This window comes from Pandoraea sp. CB10b_02 (genome assembly GCF_002216225.1).
GTDB classification, from domain to species: Bacteria; Pseudomonadota; Gammaproteobacteria; order Burkholderiales; family Burkholderiaceae; genus Pandoraea; species Pandoraea nosoerga.
The window spans coordinates 15,234-32,896 of the sequence record NZ_NJGW02000006.1 but is presented as its reverse complement, the minus strand read 5'-3'; the positions used below and the strand labels follow the sequence as shown (position 1 = coordinate 32,896).

15 protein-coding genes are annotated in these 17,663 nt (G+C 68.1%); 4 read left to right on the top strand and 11 right to left on the bottom strand.

Annotated elements, in window-relative coordinates; translation table 11 throughout:
- Window positions 1-309: 309 nt before the first annotated feature.
- The 6 genes from CDN36_RS08135 to urtA form a co-directional block, all read right to left on the bottom strand.
- Window positions 310-1,155 (bottom strand): urease accessory protein UreD, encoded by an 846-nt coding sequence (locus CDN36_RS08135; protein ID WP_287496455.1) that lies wholly within the window; start codon window positions 1,153-1,155, stop codon window positions 310-312.
- 87 nt (window positions 1,156-1,242) lie between these two features.
- Complete coding sequence (gene urtE / locus CDN36_RS08130) at window positions 1,243-1,944, bottom strand: urea ABC transporter ATP-binding subunit UrtE (protein WP_150554056.1); 702 nt, start codon at window positions 1,942-1,944, stop codon at window positions 1,243-1,245.
- A gap of 2 nt (window positions 1,945-1,946) precedes the next feature.
- The gene (urtD, locus tag CDN36_RS08125) at window positions 1,947-2,804 is read right to left on the bottom strand and encodes an urea ABC transporter ATP-binding protein UrtD (protein ID WP_150554181.1); all 858 of its coding nucleotides are present in this window, start codon (window positions 2,802-2,804) and stop codon (window positions 1,947-1,949) included.
- Between the two features lie 8 nt (window positions 2,805-2,812).
- Window positions 2,813-4,096, bottom strand: a complete 1,284-nt coding sequence (urtC, locus tag CDN36_RS08120) for an urea ABC transporter permease subunit UrtC (protein WP_287496454.1) — start codon at window positions 4,094-4,096, stop codon at window positions 2,813-2,815.
- On the bottom strand, window positions 4,097-5,776 hold the full coding sequence (urtB, locus tag CDN36_RS08115; RefSeq protein ID WP_287496453.1) for an urea ABC transporter permease subunit UrtB: 1,680 nt from the start codon (window positions 5,774-5,776) through the stop codon (window positions 4,097-4,099).
- Window positions 5,777-5,839: 63 nt separating this feature from the next.
- On the bottom strand, window positions 5,840-7,036 hold the full coding sequence (urtA, locus tag CDN36_RS08110; RefSeq protein WP_370749702.1) for an urea ABC transporter substrate-binding protein: 1,197 nt from the start codon (window positions 7,034-7,036) through the stop codon (window positions 5,840-5,842).
- A 361-nt stretch (window positions 7,037-7,397) separates the two neighbouring features.
- Here urtA and CDN36_RS08105 point away from each other — a divergent pair, with 361 nt between their 5' ends.
- Both CDN36_RS08105 and CDN36_RS08100 read left to right on the top strand, forming a co-directional pair.
- Window positions 7,398-8,666: an MFS transporter gene (locus tag CDN36_RS08105; RefSeq protein ID WP_287496452.1), complete on the top strand. Its 1,269-nt coding sequence runs from the start codon at window positions 7,398-7,400 to the stop codon at window positions 8,664-8,666.
- 41 nt (window positions 8,667-8,707) lie between these two features.
- The gene (locus CDN36_RS08100; protein ID WP_150554052.1) at window positions 8,708-9,688 is read left to right on the top strand and encodes a GlxA family transcriptional regulator; all 981 of its coding nucleotides are present in this window, start codon (window positions 8,708-8,710) and stop codon (window positions 9,686-9,688) included.
- Window positions 9,689-9,697: 9 nt separating this feature from the next.
- Here CDN36_RS08100 and CDN36_RS08095 read toward each other — a convergent pair whose 3' ends face one another.
- Window positions 9,698-11,221, bottom strand: a complete 1,524-nt coding sequence (locus CDN36_RS08095) for an aminotransferase-like domain-containing protein (protein ID WP_287496451.1) — start codon at window positions 11,219-11,221, stop codon at window positions 9,698-9,700.
- A gap of 205 nt (window positions 11,222-11,426) precedes the next feature.
- Between CDN36_RS08095 and aptA the strand changes: the two genes are divergently transcribed.
- Entirely contained in the window at window positions 11,427-12,755 is a 1,329-nt protein-coding gene (gene aptA / locus CDN36_RS08090) for an omega-aminotransferase AptA (protein WP_150554050.1), read from the top strand.
- Between the two features lie 150 nt (window positions 12,756-12,905).
- Window positions 12,906-14,432 (top strand): CoA-acylating methylmalonate-semialdehyde dehydrogenase, encoded by a 1,527-nt coding sequence (locus CDN36_RS08085; protein ID WP_287496450.1) that lies wholly within the window; start codon window positions 12,906-12,908, stop codon window positions 14,430-14,432.
- A 164-nt stretch (window positions 14,433-14,596) separates the two neighbouring features.
- On the opposite strand, the gene pxpA is transcribed toward CDN36_RS08085, so the two are convergent.
- From pxpA to CDN36_RS08065, 4 genes are read right to left on the bottom strand one after another with little or no spacing between them, the layout of a single operon-like run.
- Entirely contained in the window at window positions 14,597-15,337 is a 741-nt protein-coding gene (pxpA, locus tag CDN36_RS08080) for a 5-oxoprolinase subunit PxpA (protein ID WP_287496449.1), read from the bottom strand.
- A gap of 33 nt (window positions 15,338-15,370) precedes the next feature.
- On the bottom strand, window positions 15,371-16,381 hold the full coding sequence (locus CDN36_RS08075; RefSeq protein ID WP_287496448.1) for a 5-oxoprolinase subunit C family protein: 1,011 nt from the start codon (window positions 16,379-16,381) through the stop codon (window positions 15,371-15,373).
- The gene (pxpB, locus tag CDN36_RS08070) at window positions 16,378-17,031 is read right to left on the bottom strand and encodes a 5-oxoprolinase subunit PxpB (protein WP_150554047.1); all 654 of its coding nucleotides are present in this window, start codon (window positions 17,029-17,031) and stop codon (window positions 16,378-16,380) included. Before pxpB ends, CDN36_RS08075 begins: the two co-directional genes overlap by 4 nt.
- Before the next feature lie 3 nt (window positions 17,032-17,034).
- Window positions 17,035-17,661 carry a 5-formyltetrahydrofolate cyclo-ligase gene (locus CDN36_RS08065; protein WP_287496447.1) on the bottom strand — a complete coding sequence of 209 codons (627 nt, stop codon included), beginning with the start codon at window positions 17,659-17,661 and terminating at the stop codon, window positions 17,035-17,037.
- Between the last annotated feature and the right edge of the window lie 2 nt (window positions 17,662-17,663).

Sequence of the window (17,663 nt, the reverse complement as noted above, 5' to 3'; positions counted from 1 at the left end):
TTTGGACGACCGGCATCTGGTCAGACCGGTCGATACAGTGAGGTAGCACGAACCGTGCCCGGCACCGCCGTTGTGCGCGAGGGCTCGAAGCGGCGCGGTCGCCGCCAGCGTCTGGGCGCCACGGTCGTCCGCGCGGAGCGGACAATTGCACGGCATTGGTGCGGTATTCGCCGCAAGATGCCGGGTCACGGCGGTCCAATCACCAGAATGGTGCAAGGAAAATGGGCGCCTGAAGCACCCAAGGCGCCCGACGGAAGACGCGCGGATGACGGGCCGTGCTTCGCGATGTCGCCGGCCGTGCGCGCAGGCCTAGGTCGCCCAGATCCGCAACGGCTCGGCCGGCACTCGGTGGACGATCGGGCGCAGCGTGAGCCAGTGGGCGATCAGCAGTTGCCGCACCGCCTCCATGTCACGACCGAGCACGCGCAGCACCAGTACGTTGTCGGGCAAACAAGTGATGCCCGCGCGCAGGTCGTCGTTGAACGGCAGCCCTTCGGCGAGCGATTCCGCCAGCTCGCGCGTGCAGGCGTCGCCCACGGCCCACAGCGTGGCGAAGACGGGGTATCCGGCGAGCCCGGTCGCGCCGTTGCGCTGCGCGTCGCCGGCGCCCAGCACCGCCTGTTCGGCCCACAGCAGGCGATCGTTCGCGTCGCGCAACTCGAAGGTCGAGCGCCACCGGCCCTGCGTCCATTGCTCGCCGGCGGCCTGCCGCCCGAGCAGCGTGGCGTCCCATCCGATGATCGTGGCGCCCGCACCCAAACGCACGGCAATGCGCTGCTGTGCGTCGGCATCCTCGAATACGATGTTCTCGAGCGGCAGCCAGTCGAGCCTGGCGCCGTCGTGGAGGGAAAGCGAGACGGTCTGCGTGCCGCTGCGGCCTTGCGACTTGTACCACTTCGTCGCCCCCGGCGTCGTGAGCACGGCGTGAGCGGCCTCACCCACGTCGATGCCGATGGCGAGGCTGTCGCCGCCGGCGATACCCCCCGGGGGATGGACGACGACGGCGTGGCAGATGCCCGGCCCTTCGGGATGCAGCGACTTCTGTACGACGAGAGGCCCCTGGTGGCGGCGTGTGGCGAGCACCGTGCGGGCGTCGCGCCGCGCGAAGCCCAGCGTCAGTTCGGCGTGCCAGCCGGCGGCGTAAGGATGATTCATGACGATCGATGCGCGTTGGATGCCCGCGAATCTAGCACGCGCTGCGCGAGACCGGTGCGGGAGCTGTGCGATGCGCGTCCCGCGCCATCACACGGCTACCATGTGGCGCACGCCGTCGGCCTCCATGTCCTTGCCGAGGCCGCTCGCCACGATGGCGCCGCGGCTCATCACGCGATAGTGGTCGGCGAGCGCCAGCGCGAAGTCGTAGTACTGCTCGACGAGCAGCACCGTCATGCCGCGCTCGTCGACCAGACGCCGCAGCGTCGCGCCGATGTCCTTGATGATCGAGGGCTGAATGCCTTCGGTGGGCTCGTCGAGGATCAGCAGTTGCGGGTCGCTCATCAGCGCGCGGCCGATGGCGAGCTGCTGCTGTTGGCCGCCGGACAGATCGCCGCCGCGCCGCTGCTTCATGTCGCGCAGCACCGGAAACAGCTCGTAGATGTGCGCCGGCACGCCACGCTTGGCCTCGCGTGACGCACGGCTCGCCGCGCCGATCAGCAGGTTCTCTTCGACGGTGAGACGCGGGAAGATCTCGCGCCCCTGCGGGACATACGCGAGACCGCTCGCGACACGCGCGTGGGGCGCCGCCGCCGTGAGCGCCGTGCCGCGCCAGGCAATGCTGCCCGACTTCACCGGCACCACGCCCATCAGGCACTTGAGCAGCGTGGTCTTGCCCACGCCGTTGCGCCCGAGCAGCACGGTGAGCTGCGCCTCGGGCACGGTGAACTCCACGTTGCGCAGGATATGACTGCCGCTGTAGTACTGATTGAGTGCGTGAATTTCGAGCATGCTCAGCGTCCCAGATACGATTCGATCACGCGCTCGTCGCGCTGTACGGCGTCGAGCGTGCCTTCGGCGAGCACCCGGCCTTCGGCCATGACCGTGACGGTGCCGGTTTCGCCCGCGAGCGCGGCGACGAACGCCATGTCGTGTTCCACGACCATCATCGAACACTGCCCGCGCAGCCGGTTGAGCAGCTCGGCCAGTTGCGCCGTCTCCTCGTCGGTCATGCCGGCGGCGGGTTCGTCGAGCAGCAGAAGCTGGGGTTGCTGCATGAGCAGCATGCCGATCTCGAGCCGCTGTTTCTGGCCGTGAGAGAGCTGACCGGCGCGCACATGCGCCTGGTGCTCGAGATGCGTGAGCGCCAGTACGTCCTCGATGCGGTGACGCATCGCCGAGGTGAGTACCGCCCACAGGGCGTGGAACCAGCGCTTGTCGCCGGCGCAGGCGAGCTCGAGGTTCTCCCACACGCTGTGATGCTCGAACACCGTTGGTTTCTGGAACTTGCGTCCCACGCCGGCCTGCGCAATGGCGGGTTCGTCAAGGCGCGAGAGGTCGAGCGTCTGACCGAGGAACGCGCGGCCGGCGTCGGGCCGCGTCTTGCCGGTGACCACGTCCATCATCGTCGTCTTGCCGGCGCCATTCGGGCCGATGATGCAGCGCAGTTCGTTGGTGCGAATCGACAGCGACAGATCGTTGAGCGCGCGAAAGCCGTCGAACGAGACGCAGATGTTCTCCAGATACAGAATCAGACCGTGCGACGTGTCGATCTCGCCCGGCACGAGCAGATGCGACATGCCGGTGGTGTCGCCGCTCACGCTCACCGATGCGTCGGGCGCGTCGGCCTCCTGCCAGCTGATGTCGGTCATGTACTGGTTCATGCGCGGTCTCCGGTGGCGGGGTGAGCGGCGTCGCCCTCGGCGCTCGCGCGCACGGAGTGCGCGCGTTTGCGCGAATACCGGGTGACGAGCCCGATTACGCCCTGCGGCAGCAGCAGCGGCACGAGCACGAACATCGCGCCGAGGAAGAACAGCCAGTACTCGGCGAAGTAGGCGGTGAAGAAACTCTTTGCACCGTTGACCAGAAACGCCCCCGCGATGGCGCCCACGAGCGAGCCGCGCCCGCCGATGGCCACCCAGATCGCCATCTCGATGGAGTTGACCGGCGCCATCTCGCTCGGATTGATGATGCCGACCTGCGGCACGTACAGCGCCCCCGCGATGCCGCACAGCATGGCGGATAGCGTCCACACGAAGAGCTTGTAGCCGAGCGGCCGATAGCCGAGGAACATGGCGCGCGATTCGCCGTCGCGAATGGCGGTGACCACGCGGCCGAACTTCGAGACGACGAGCGCGCGACACAGCACGAACGCGCCCACGAGGACGGCGAACGTCACGAGAAAGAGCGCCGTGCGGGTGTTCGCGGACGTGATCGAATAGCCGAGGATGCGCTTGAAGTCCGTGAAGCCGTTGTTGCCGCCGAAGCCGGTCTCGTTGCGGTAGAACAGCAGCATGGCCGCGAACGTGAGCGCCTGCGTGATGATCGACAGGTAGACGCCCTTGACCCGCGAGCGAAACGCCAGATAGCCAAAGAGCCAAGCCACGACACCGGGCAATGCGACGACGAGAAACATCGCCCAGGCGAAGTGCTCGGTGCCGCTCCAGTACCAGGGCAGCTCCTTCCAGTCGAGAAACACCATGAAGTCGGGCAGATCGCTGTGGTATACGCCGTCGCGACCGATGGCGCGCATCAGGTACATGCCCATCGCGTAGCCGCCGAGCGCGAAGAAAAGCCCGTGGCCGAGGCTGAGAATGCCGCAATAGCCCCACACCAGATCGAGCGCAAGCGCGGCGATGGCGTAGCACATGATCTTGCCCACGAGCGTCATCGCATAGGCCGACAGATGCAGCGGGTGCGACGGCGGCAGCACGAGCGCGCAGACCGGCACGAGGATCAGCACGGCCAGCACGAAGGCGAGCAGCGCGGGCGCCGCGCCCCTGGGCAGCAGGCGCGCGCGCGCGGGGAGATCGAGGGCGACGGGGGGCACATCGGCGGCCACATCGGCGGCCACGTCCCTCGCGGCGTTCGCAGCGGATTTTGCGGCAGGATTCGCGGCGGGATCGGGCGTCGACGTCGCGCACAGAAAGTCTGGCGTTTTCATTCAGGCCTCCGCGCTGCGCCCTTTGAGCGCGAACATGCCCTGCGGGCGTTTCTGGATGAACAGCACGATCAGGATCAGCACGGCGATCTTCGCGAGCACGGCGCCCCACACCGGCTCGAGCAGCTTGTTGGCAATGCCCAGGCCGAATGCGCCCACGATCGTGCCCGCGAGCTGTCCCACGCCGCCCAGCACCACGGCCATGAACGAGTCGATGATGTAGCTCTGCCCGAGATCCGGGCCGACGTTGCCGATCTGCGAGAGCGCGCAGCCGCCCAGACCGGCGATGCCGGCGCCGAAGGCGAACGCGTAGCTGTCGACGCGGCCCGTCTTCACGCCGACGCACGCGGCCATCGAACGGTTCTGCGTGACGGCGCGGATGAACAGGCCGAGACGCGTGAGATTGAGCACCGACCACGTGAGCGCCACGACGACCAGCGCGAACGCGAGAATCACGATGCGGTTGTAGGGCAGCATCAGGTTGGGCAGCACGGCAATGCCGCCGCTCATCCAAGACGGGTTGACGACCTCGACGTTCTGCGCGCCGAACAGCGTGCGCACCGCCTGGATCAGCAGCAGGCTGATACCGAAGGTGGTGAGCAGCGTCTCGAGCGGACGGCCGTAGAGATGCTTGATGACGGTGCGCTCGAGCACGAGGCCGAGTGCCGCGGCCACGAGGAAGGCGGCCGGTACGGCGGCCACGAGATACCAGTCGAACGCGCCGGGCAGAAAGCGCTGAAAGAGCGTCTGCACGACATAGGTGGCATAGGCGCCCACCATCAGGAATTCACCGTGCGCCATGTTGATCACGCCGATCAGGCCGTATGTGATGGCCAGCCCCAGCGCGGCGAGCAGCAGCACGCTGCCGAGCGACAGGCCGGCGAACACCGTGCCGAAGAACTCGCTGCGGCGCTGCGCCGAGGCCAGCTTCGTCAGTGCGATGTCGGCGGCGCTGCGCACGCTCGCGTCGCTTTCGGCGTAAGTGCCGTCGGCCTGTTTTGCGACGATCGGCAGCAACAGGTCGCGCATCTGCGGATCGCCCGCTGCGGCAATGAGGTCGATGGCTTCGCGGCGCTTGGCCGGATCGGCGTCGTGCAGCGCGGTTTGCGCCCACAATTGGTCGAGACGCGGCTTGAGCGCCGGGTCAGTTTCCTTCGCGCGCGCCTTGTCCACGAGCGACTTGAACGCGGGCGAGGGGTTTTGCAGCATCGTGTCGATGGCGCGGGCGCGCGCGTCGCGATCGGGCGAGAGCAGGGCGCCCGCGGCGGCGGCGGTGGCCACCTTGGCGCGCAGCACGTTGTTGAGCGTGAGCGAGCCGGCGTCGTCGGCCTTGACCGTCGCGCCGGTGATCGGGTCGACGTACCGGTCGCCGTCCTGGATGGCGATGCGCTCGCCCACGGCCACGGCGGAGTCGTCGGCCAGTGCCTTGAGGAGCGCGGCGGCCTGCGGCGAGCCGTCGGCCGCGAGATGATCGATCGCCTGGGCCTTGGCGTCGAAATCGTCGCCCGCGAGGGCGGCCAGATCGGCGTTCGTGATCGAGACCGGCGTCGCAACCGTGGGCGCCGCGGGTGCCGTGGCAGCCCCGGGATCCGCGGCGGCCGCGGCCGTCCCCGGCGTGATGAGCGCTGCGCCCAGCGAAAGCAGGACAAGGGCGGCAGCGGTCCAGCGTCTTATCGTTATCATCGAAACCTCTGCGCGCGCCGGAGACCGTCTCGGTCGCTCCGGCGCCTGGAGTGGAAGGGGCGGTCAGACCTTGTCGGGCTTGCCTTCATTGCCCGCGATGAACGGGCTCCACGGTTGCGCACGCACCGTCGACTTGGTCTTCCACACCACGTTGAACTGGCCGTCCGGGCGGATTTCGCCAATCATTACCGGCTTGTGCAGGTGGTGGTTGCCGTCCATGACCATGTCGAAACCGTCGGGCGACTTGAAGCTCTGGCCGACCATGGCGGCGCGGACCTTGTCGACGTCCACGCTGCCGGCCTTCTCTACGGCCTGCTTCCACATGTGCATGCCGACGAAGGTCGCTTCCATCGGATCGTTCGTCACGCGCTTGTCGCCGCCCGGCAGGTTCTTCGCCTTGACGTAGGCGAACCACTGCTTCTTGAACGAATCGTTGGTCGGGTTCTTGACCGACATGAAGTAGTTCCATGCCGCGAGGTGGCCCACGAGCGGCTTCGTGTCGATGCCGCGCAACTCCTCTTCACCCACGGAGAACGCCACGACCGGCACGTCGGTGGCCTTCAGGCCCTGGTTGCCCAGTTCCTTGTAGAACGGCACGTTCGAGTCGCCGTTGATGGTCGAGACGACGGCCGTCTTGCCGCCCTGCGCGAACTGCTTGATGTTGGCGACGATGGTCTGGTAGTCGCTGTGGCCGAACGGCGTGTAGACCTCCTGGATGTCCTTGTCGTCCACGCCCTTCGAGTGCAGGAAGGCGCGCAGGATCTTGTTGGTCGTGCGCGGGTAGACGTAGTCGGTGCCGAGCAGGAAGAAGCGCTTGGCGCCGCCGCCTTCCTTGCCCATCAGGTACTCCACGGCGGGGATTGCCTGCTGGTTCGGCGCGGCGCCGGTGTAGAAGACGTTCTTCGACATCTCCTCGCCTTCGTACTGCACCGGGTAATAGAGCAGGCCGTTGAGTTCCTCGAAGACGGGCAGGACCGACTTGCGCGAGACGGAAGTCCAGCAGCCGAACACGGCCGCGACCTTGTCCTTGGTGAGAAGCTGGCGCGCCTTCTCGGCGAAGAGCGGCCAGTTCGACGCGGGGTCGACGACCACGGCCTCGAGCGGCCGGCCCATGACGCCGCCGCGGGCGTTGATGTCGGCGATGGTCATGAGGGCCACGTCCTTGAGCGACGTCTCCGAGATGGCCATCGTGCCCGAGAGCGAGTGCAGGATGCCGACCTTGATGGGCTGCTTGCTCTGCGCGAACAAGCTGGGCGCCATGCCCGTGAGCGATGCGGCGCCCGAGAGGGCCGCCATCTGGAGTAGCGTGCGTCGTTTCATGGTACGTCTTCCCCTTTTCTGGTTAGACCGGTCGATCCGGTACGGGGAGAGTTACGCAAAGGGCGTGCCAGGGACGCGCGACGGCGGCGCGATGGGCCTGACGGCCCGGGAGCGCACGTGCCAGCCGTGGGCGCGAAACACGTTGGTGCGGGCGCGCGCAGAGTTGGTGCGCACCGAGTTGGCGCGCGGCGGGTGGTGCGCGGCGTGGCATTTTTTGATGCATGATTGGCATTCGTGCCAATGTGGCCGACGGCAAGATGGGGCCCTCCCACGGACTCCTCACTTGTTTCAGGACACGCAAATGACCGATGCCATTGCCGGGCGCGCCGCGCCCTCTTCCGAGCCGCCCGGACCCGCGCGCAAGCTGGGCCGCCGTTATGCGGCCGTGCTCGCCGCCTGTCAGGCGCTCTACACCGCTGCGCTGTCGGTCGACCTTACGCTGACCGGGCTGGTCGGCTACATGCTCGCATCGGACAAGGGATACGCCACGCTGCCGTTCTCGCTCATCACGGTGGCCTCGGCCATCACCACGATCTTCGCGTCGATGCTGATCCAGCGCATGGGGCAGCGCTTCGGCTTTGCGCTGGGCGCGGCGTTCGGCACGCTCGGCGGTCTGGTGTCCGTGATGGCGATCTATCAGGGCCATTTCGCGATGTTCTGCGCGGGCACGGCGTGCGTTGGCGTTTTCCAGGCCTTTGCGCGCTACTACCGTCTGGCGGCGGCGGACGTCGTGCCCGTCGAGGACAAGCCGCGGGCGATTTCGGTGGTGCTCACGGGCGGCGTGCTCGCCGCGGTGATCGGCCCGGCGTTGGCCGCCGGCAGCAAGGACTGGCTCGCGCCGGTCACGTTCGCCGGCTCGTATCTCGTCGTGACGCTGCTCTCCGGCGTCTCGCTCGTGCTGCTCGTGGGGTTCCTGCGCGATCTGCCGGTGCATGCGGCCGGCAGCACCACGGCAGACGGCGCGGCGCTGCCCGCGCGACCGCTCGGCGAGATCATGCGTCAGCCGATCTACGTGGCGGCGCTCGCGAACAACCTGATCGGGTTCATGGTGATGATGTTCGTGATGACGGCCACGCCGATCGCTGCCGTTGCGTGCGGGCACAGCATCGACGACGGGGCGCACATCATCGAATGGCACCTGGTTGGCATGTACGCGCCGTCGTTCTTCTCGGGGCATCTCGTCAAGCGCTGGGGCGTGGTGCCGGTGTTGCTTGCCGGGATTGCGATGAGCGCGCTGTGCGGCGTGCTGGCGCTTGCGTCGACGAGCTTGCCGTACTTCTATGCGGCGCTCGCGTTCCTCGGTGTGGGGTGGAATTTCATGTTCGTGGGGGGCACGACGCTGCTCACGATGTCGTACCGGCCGGCCGAGCGCGCACGCGCACAGGCGGCCAACGAGTTCATCACGTTCGCCGGGACGGCGCTCGCGAGTCTCTTCGCCGGGCAATTGCTGGCGCGCTTCGGCTGGGCGACCATCAACCAGGCAACCTTTCCGCTGCTTGCGGTCGCGGCGCTCGCGACGGTGTGGTATGCCATCGATGCCAGGCGCCGCGAAACGCCGGTGACGGCCTGATCCACGGGCAGATCACGCCCTGAAAACGCCCTGACAACGCCATGACACCACCTCGTCTCGTTGCTTTTCTCATCGTGCCGCCGTTCGTGCTGCTGGACCTGGCCGGGCCGCTCGATGCGTTCCATGCCGTGATTCGCAACTTCACGGAGCTTGGGCGGGGAGCACCCTATCGCACCGTGGTGGTCTCGGAGCACGGCGGGCCGGTCGAGACGGGCTCGGGCATTACGCTGCACACCGAGCCGATGCGCGCGCTCGAAGCGATGCACGTCGACACCCTGATCGCGGTGGGCGGCGCGGTGGCGCACCGTCCGGCGGTGCCCGGGCCGGTCGGCGAGTGGCTGCGCGGCTATGCGCCGCGCGTGCGTCGGGTGTGTTCGGTGTGCGTGGGCGCGTTCATCCTCGGCTCGGCGGGGTTGCTCGACGGCAGGCGCGCCACGACGCACTGGCTCGATACGGCGATGTTGCAGAGCTGCTTTCCGAATGCACGGGTCGAGTCCGATCCGATTTACGTGCGCGAGGATCCGGTGTGGACATCGGCGGGGATTACGGCGGGCATCGATCTCGGGCTGGCGTTGGTGGAGGACGATTGCGGCGCGGACGTGGCGCTGCAGGCGGCGCGCCGGCTCGTGGTGTTTCTCAAGCGCGCGGGCGGGCAGTCGCAGTTCAGCCCGCCGCTGCAGGACCAGATGGCGGCGGGGGCGCCGTTTGGCGAGTTGCACGCGTGGATGGCGGCGCGGCTCGATGGTGATCTGTCGGTGGCGCGCCTGGCGGAGCAGGCCAACATGAGCGCGCGCACGTTCGCGCGCACCTATCTGGCGCGCACGGGCTCGACCCCGGCGAAGGCGGTCGAGCGCATGCGCCTGGAGGCGGCGCGCTTCGCGTTGCTCGATTCCGATGCGCCGCTCAAGCGTATCGCGGCCCGCGTGGGCTTCGGCGACGAACAAAATCTGCGCCGCGCCTTTCAGCGGCAATACGGCGTGACGCCGGCGGCTTATCGGGAAAGGTTCGGGGTGGAGGCTTAGGCGGCGTCGTCAAACCGCTCCCGAAGCCGAGTGGTCGCGAACGGCTGTAGCGGCTGTAGCGGCTGTCACGGCAGTAACGGCTGTTGCCCCGGCGAGCTTCCCCGCCGCCGCGCGATCGAGGAATCGGAACAGGCGGGCGTCGTCCGAATAGGCGACATTGAAGCGGAACCATCGGCACGGATCGCCGTGCGGCAGGAAAAACTCGCCCGGCGCGAGCATGATGCTCTCGAGCAGCGCGGCTTCGGCCAGTTCGCGCGCCGGGGGCGCCGTCTCCGGCAAGCTGCCGCACACGAACATGCCGCCCTCGGGCTGCGCCAGCAACGTCACCCCGTGCGTCTGCAGTTGCGTGATGAGCCGGGCGCGCGAGCGCGTGAGCCGGTCCGACAGGCGCTCGATGTGCTTGCGGTGTCGTCCCTCGGTCAGGATCGCATGCACGATGCGTTCGTTGATCTCCGAGGACGTCAGCCCCGCCACCATCTTGCTGCGCGCGATCTCATGCGCCAGATCGCGCGAACACGCCAGATACCCCACGCGCACCGACGGCGAGATCGTCTTCGAGAAGCTCGATACATAGATTACGCGCGACAGGCCGTCCATCGCCGCGAGCGACGGCGTGCCCGCCGGCGCCAGCTCCCGGTAGATATCGTCCTCGACGAGCCAGAAGCCGTGCTGCTCGGCACATTGCAGAATGCGATGCGCGAGCGCCGGCGTGAGCGACGTCCCCAACGGGTTTTGCAGCGCCGGATTGATGAAGAACGCTCGCGGCCGGTGCGTTTGCGCCGCCTGTTCCAGCGCGGCGAGATCCAGCCCCGCCTCGGTTCGCTCGATTCCCACCACGTTGAGCCCGGCCAGGCGCAACACCGCCAGCAGATTGCAGTACGCCGGCGCCTCGACCAGCACGGTGTCGCCCGGCTTGAGCAACGTGCGCACGACCAGATCGAGCGCCTGCGTTGCGCCGTGCGTGAGCACGATCTGTTCGGGCGCCGCGTCGATGGACAACTCGCCAAGCCGGCGCGTGAGCCACTGTCGCAGCGGCCCATAACCGTGCGGATGGCCGTAATGCGCGAAGTGCGCGCCGGGGCCCTTCGAGAGCGAGCGCAGCGCGCCGTGCAAGCCGTCCTCGTCGAGCCAGCTGTCCGGTAGCCAGCCGCAACCGCTCTTCACGGCAATGGAGTCGTCCGCAAAGATCTCCGAGAGCAGCCACGCATTCGTCACCTCGCTCGCGGCCCCGCTCGTCGCCAGCGCGCCGCTGCGGCCCGGCACCCCGCTCTCGTGGGCGTCGGCCGCGCCGGCGACGAAGAAGCCCGCACCCCGGCGCGCGACCAGCGTGCCGCGCGCCACGAGCCGGTCGTATGCCTCCACCACCGTGAACGTACTGATGCCGTGCGCCTTCGCCAGCGAACGGATCGACGGCATGCGCACACCCGCATGGAGCGTGCGGCGCTGGAGCGCACGCTCGACCTCGCGCACGATCTGATCGACCAGCGCTTCCGGCTGGGCGCGGTTCAGGGAAAAAGCGAGCGGCTGGACCATGACAGTGAAACCTCGAAGCAGACGGCGGAAGTGGCCCGACGGGCTGTTGCCAATACAGTTGAAGCGATCGACCGATACAGAATATACATTTTCCGGGCGACTGTGCATGTCTGTACCGGTCGGGCTCTCGTAGGATCGATCCATCCACCCGTGGGCGCGAGCCGCGGGACATCCTGATCGAGCCAAGACCTGGGGAGACCCCGCGATGAACATGAAAGACCTGAATCTCGACATGACGGCGTTCTGGATGCCGTTTACCAACAACCGTCAGTTCAAAAGCGCGCCGCGTCTGCTCGTCAAGGCGCAGGGCATGCACTACACGTCGTCGGACAATCGCCGCATTCTCGACGGCACGGCCGGCCTGTGGTGCGTGAACGCCGGCCACTGCCGCACGGAGATCGTCGAGGCGATCCGCCAGCAGGCCGGCGAGATGGACTTCGCCCCCACGTTCCAGATGGGCCATCCGAAGGCGTTCGAGGCGGCGAGCAAGATCGCCGCGATCACGCCGCAGGGCCTCGATCGCATTTTCTTCACGAATTCGGGCTCGGAGTCCGTCGACACGGCGCTCAAGATCGCGCTCGCCTACCATCGCGCTCGCGGCGAAGGCCAGCGCACGCGCCTCATCGGCCGCGAGCGCGGCTACCACGGCGTGGGTTTCGGCGGCATTTCGGTCGGTGGCATCTCGCCGAACCGCAAGGCGTATTCGGGCCAGTTGCTGCCGGCCGTCGATCATCTGCCGCACACCCTGAACATCAAGGAAGCGGCTTTCACCAAGGGGCAGCCGGCTTGGGGCGCCCATCTGGCAGACGAGCTCGAGCGCATCGTCGCGCTGCACGACGCCTCGACCATCGCGGCGGTGATCGTGGAGCCGCTCGCCGGCTCGACGGGCGTGCTGGTGCCGCCGCAAGGCTATCTGCAGAAACTGCGCGAGATCTGCGACAAGTACGGCATTCTGCTGATCTTCGATGAAGTCATCACGGGTCTGGGCCGCCTGGGCAAGCCGTTCGCCGCGCAGTACTTCGGCGTGACGCCGGACATCATGACGATGGCCAAGGGCGTGAACAACGCGGCCGTGCCGATGGGCGCCGTCGCCGTGAAGACGAGCGTGCACGACGCCATCGTCGACGCCGGCAACGCGGGCGCCATCGAGTTCTTCCATGGGTACACGTACTCCGGTCACCCGCTTGCGGCGGCCGCGGCGTGCGCTGCGCTCGATCTGTACAGGAGCGAAGGCCTGTTCGAGCGCGCCGCCAAGCTCGCGCCGCACTTCGAGAAGGTCATCCACGGCCTGCGCGACCTGCCGAATGTCGTCGATATCCGCAACCTCGGCATGGTCGGCGGCATCGAGCTGGCCACGCGCGACGGCAAGCCGGGCGCGCGCGCTCACGAAATCTTCGTCAAGTGCTTCGAGAAGGGCGCGCTGGTCCGATACACGGGCGACATTCTCGCGTTCTCGCCGCCGCTGATCATCAGCGAAGCGCAGATCGACGAGTTGTTCGGCATCGTCGCCGAAGCCATTCGCGAGACCGCTTAAGGAGCACCGCGGGCGACGGCGCCGCGGCGGCACAGGGCCGCCGGTCTTTCTCAACCATTCCCATCACATGATGGCGACACCGGCGCGTGCCGCCGGCGTCGTCATCGGACAGCAACGTCTGTCCTCGACATCGTCTTTACGGAAATCGACATGAATCAACGAGTGAGCACCGAGCGTATCGAACATTGGATTGGCGGCGCGAGCGTCGCATCGGGCGAAGCCGAGCTGCGCTTCGGCGAAGTGACGAACCCCGCCACCGGCGAGGTGATCCGACAGGTCGCGCTGGGCGGCGCGGCGGACGTTGCGAAGGCCGTGGCCGCCGCGCGTGCCGCGCTGCCGGCATGGCGCGCCACGCCGCCGATGAAGCGCGCCCGCGTCATGATGAAGTACCGCGAACTGCTCGAAGCGAATCGCGAGGCGCTCGTGCAACTGATCACGCAGGAACACGGCAAGACGCTGGACGACGCGCGCGGCGAAGTCACGCGCGGTATCGAGGTGGTGGAGTTCGCCATCGGCATCCCGCATCTGCTCAAGGGCGAGATCGCACCGCAGGTCGGCACGGGCGTCGATACGTATTCGATCCATCAGCCCGTCGGCGTATGCGCCGGCATCACGCCGTTCAATTTCCCGTCCATGGTGCCGCTGTGGATGTTCCCGATGGCGGTGGCCTGCGGCAACACGTTCGTGCTCAAGCCGTCGGAAAAGGTGCCTTCGGCGGCGTTGCTGCTCGCGCGCCTGGCCAGGGACGCTGGCCTGCCCGACGGCGTGCTCAATGTCGTGGACGGCGACAAGGCAGCCGTCGATGCGCTGCTCACGCACCCCGACGTGAACGCGGTGTCCTTCGTGGGCTCGACGCCGATCGCGCAGTACATCTACGGCACGGCGTCGGCGCACGGCAAGCGCGTGCAGGCGCTTGGCGGCGCGAAGAACCACGGCGTGGTCATGCCCGACGCCGATCTCGACTTCACCGTCGACGCGCTGATCGGCGCGGCCTACGGCTCCGCCGGCGAGCGCTGCATGGCGATTTCGGTGGCCGTGGCCGTGGGCGAGGTGGCCGATGAGCTGGTGGCGCGGCTGGCACGGGCGGCAAAGGCGTTGCCGGTTGGCGACGGCACCGACCCTGCTGCGCAGATGGGCCCGCTGATCACGCGCGTGCATTGCGACAAGGTGCGCGGTTTCGTCGACGCGGGCGTAGAGGAAGGCGCCCGGCTGGTGGTCGATGGCCGCGGCCTGAAGGTCGCGCAGCGCGAGGACGGCTTTTTCATCGGCCCATGCCTGTTCGATAACGTGACGCCGGAGATGTCGATCTATCGCCACGAAATCTTCGGGCCCGTGCTCTCGGTCGTGCGGGTGAATACGCTGGAAGAGGCGATCGCGCTGATCAACCGCAACCCGTATGCCAACGGCACGGCGGTCTTCACGACGTCGGGCGGCGCGGCGCGCCGCTTCGAGGACGAGATCGAAGTCGGCATGGTCGGCGTGAACGTGCCGATTCCGGTGCCCGTGTCGTACTTCTCGTTCGGCGGCTGGCGCAATTCGCTGTTCGGCGACCAGCATATCTACGGACCGGAATCGGTGCGCTTCTACACGCGCTCGAAGGTGGTCACGCGCCGCTGGTCGGAAGGGCGCGCGGCGAACGCGACGTCGTCGCTCGTCATGCCGACGCTCGGCCAGTAAGCGAGGTCGGCAAGCGGACCCGGTGAGCGGGCCCGGTGAGTTGGCCCAGCAAGCCGCGAGCCGCCGGCAAGGACGGAGAGCCGCAAGGGGCGCCGCCGCAATGCAAACGCCGTCCGGGGCTGCCCCGCGGACGGCGTTTTTTTACGCGCATGGTGCGGCAACGATCAGCGCACCGGTGCGATCTCGACGCCCTCGCCGATCAGGAAGCTGCGAATGCGCTGCGCGAACTGGAGCGCATGTTCGCCGTCGCCATGCAGGCAGACGGTCTCGGCCCGGATGGGCACCAGCGAGCCGTCGATGGCGCGCACATGCTGCTCGCGCACCATCATGAGCGTCTGCGCGAGCGCGTCTTCTTCGCGCTCGATGAGCGCGCCGGGCGTGCCCCGTTTGACGAGCGATCCGTCGGGGTTGTAGCCGCGATCGGCGAAGACTTCTTCGACGGCGCGCATGCCCGCCGCGCGCGCGGCCTTGACGAGCTCGCCGCCTGCCAGCCCGAAGATTGCCAGATCGGTGTCGAAAGCGCGGATCGCCTCGACCAGCGTCTCGGCGAGCGCCGGGTCGCGCGCCGCCTGGTTGTACAGCGCCCCGTGCGGCTTGACGTGCGAGAGCCAGCCGCCTTGCGCGCGGACCATCGCGGCGAGCGCGCCGATCTGGTAGAGCATGCCGGCGCGAATTTCGTCGAGCGGCAACTGCATCTCGGTGCGGCCGAAGTTCTCCCGGTCGGGGAAGCTCGGGTGTGCGCCGATGGCCACGCCATTGTCCAGCGCCCAGCGCACCACCTGCTGCATGGTGCCCGCATCGCCCGCGTGCCAGCCGCATGCGACGTTGGCGGAGCTGACCAGCGTCAGCAAGGCCTCGTCGGAGTCGCAGCCTTCGCCGAGGTCGACGTTCAGATCGATCTTCATGTTGCGTATTTCTCCTGCGGGGGACGTCTCGCGTCAGCGTTTGCGCGAGACGGCGGGCATGCGCGGCGGCTTCAGGATGCCGCGATCATGCCAGGCGAGCGCGCGCTCGATCTGTGCAAGATAGCGCAACTGCTCGCGCCATGCTTCGCGCGCTTCGGCCGCCGTGCATTCCGAAAAGTACAGCGTGCTGCCCAGACGCGCCTGCCCGAGGCGCCACAGATCCGCGCTGATCACCGTGCCGATCTTCGGGTAGCCGCCGGTGGTCTGGGCGTCGGCCAGCAGGATGATGGGCTGGCCCGACGGCGGCACCTGAATCACGCCCGGCAACACGCCGTGCGAGAGCAGGTCGTGCATGCGGTTCTTCTTGCGCGCGAGCGGCTCGGGGCCCGAGAGCCGATAGCCCATGCGGTTGCTGTTGGGCGTGACCTGCCACGGATTCTCCCAAAATTGCCTGTGGGTGGCGGCGGTGAAGTCGTCGTATTCGGGGCCGGGCAGCACGCGCACGCGGTGGGCGAGCGGGTCGGACAGCCACAGCGGCGGACGCACGCCCAGCGCTGCGGCCTTGCGCGCTTCGGCGCTGGCGTGGCCCATGGCGATGCGATCGCCGTCGCGCAGGGCACGACCCTCGAAGCCGCCGAAACCGGCCGTGAGATCGGTGCTGCGCGAGCCGAGCGCCTCGGGCACGTCGATGCCGCCGGCGACCGCGAGATAGGTGCGCATGCCGAAGCGCGCGGGGCGCAGCGTCAGCGTCTGGCCGCGCGTGACGGGAAAGCGCCACCACGACCACACGGGCGTGCCGTCGAGATCGGCACGGCAGTCGGCGCCTGTCAGCGCCACCAGCGTGGAAGATGTGAAGCGCAGCGCGCACGCCCCCATCGTGATCTCCAGGGTGGCGGCATTCAGTTCGTTGCCGACCAGCCGGTTCGCCACGGCACAGGCGAGCGGGTCGACCGCGCCGCCGCTCGCGACGCCGAATTCACGTTGTCCGGTTCGGCCCAGATCCTGCACCGTGGTGAGGAGGCCGGCTCGCAGGATGTCGATCACAGGTCGAGGCTCGCGATGGTGAAACGCACGCGATCGCCCGGCGCCAGCAGGGCGGGCGGGCTCGCGGCGGGGTCGAACAGGGCGCGCGCGGTATGGCCGATGATTTGCCAGCCGCCCGGCGACGACAGCGGATAGATGCCGGTCTGGTTGCCGCCGATGCCCACCGAGCCGGCCGGCACCGACAGGCGCGGTTCGGCCCGGCGCGGCGCGGCGATCGACTCGTCGAGGCCTCCGAGATAGGCGAAGCCCGGCTGAAACCCAATGAAATAGACGATGTATTCCGGCGCCGTGTGGCGTTGCACGACCGTCTTCGGCTGCAGGCGCGCGTGTCGCGCGACCTCGGCGAGATCGGGGCCGTGCCGGCCGCCGTAGTGCACCGGGATTTCGATCTCGCGCCCGACCTCGCCGGCGCTCGGGGGCGTGTGCCAGAGCTCGCGCAAGCGCTCGCCGAGCACTTCGATGTCGGTGGCGAGCGGATCGAACAGCAGCGTGAGGTTGTTCATGCCGGGCACCACTTCGCGAACGTCGGGCCAGTCGCGGGCGAGTGCGGCGACGTGCCACACGCGCCGCTGCGTGGCGAGCGTGGGCGTGGCGCCGGCTTCGCACACGAGCGCGCTGTCGCCAAGCGGCAGGATTTTGAGCGTTGTCATGAATTAGCGATCGTTGCCGCGCGCACGCGCAAAGGTGGCCGATTCGGTCACGATGGCGTCGAGCGCCAGGTCGTGGGCTTCGGCGTCGAGATGCTCGATCTCGAGCGCGTCGTAGGCGATGCCGAGCGTTTGCGGCGGCGGTGTCATCGAATGCAGCGTGCGATCGTAGAAGCCGCCGCCGTAGCCCAGCCGCAGTCCGTCGCGCGTGAAACCCACGCACGGCACGAGCAGCAGGTCGGGCACGAGCACTTCGGTGTCGAGCGGCACGGGAATGCGATAGCGGCCTTGCGTCATGGGCGTGTCGGGCGTCCAGTGATGAAAGACGAGCGGGGTCGCGGGCGCGGCGACGACCGGCAGGGCGGCCAGGCGCAGTTCCCCGGCCGGCGCCTTCGCCAGCCATGCCGAGACGGCGCCGCGCGCGTCGAATTCTCCCTGGATCGGCCAGTAAAAACCCACGCATCGCGGCGCGCGGCGGGCCAGTTCGTCAGCGAGCCTCGCGGCGAGCGCGGCGTCGCGCACCTCGCGTGCGTCGAGGTGGTTGCGCACGGCCAGCAAAGCCCGCCGCAATTGGGCTTTGCCGGACGTCTGCGCCGCCGATCGGGCGGGGTCCCGTGCTATGCTTGAACTCACTT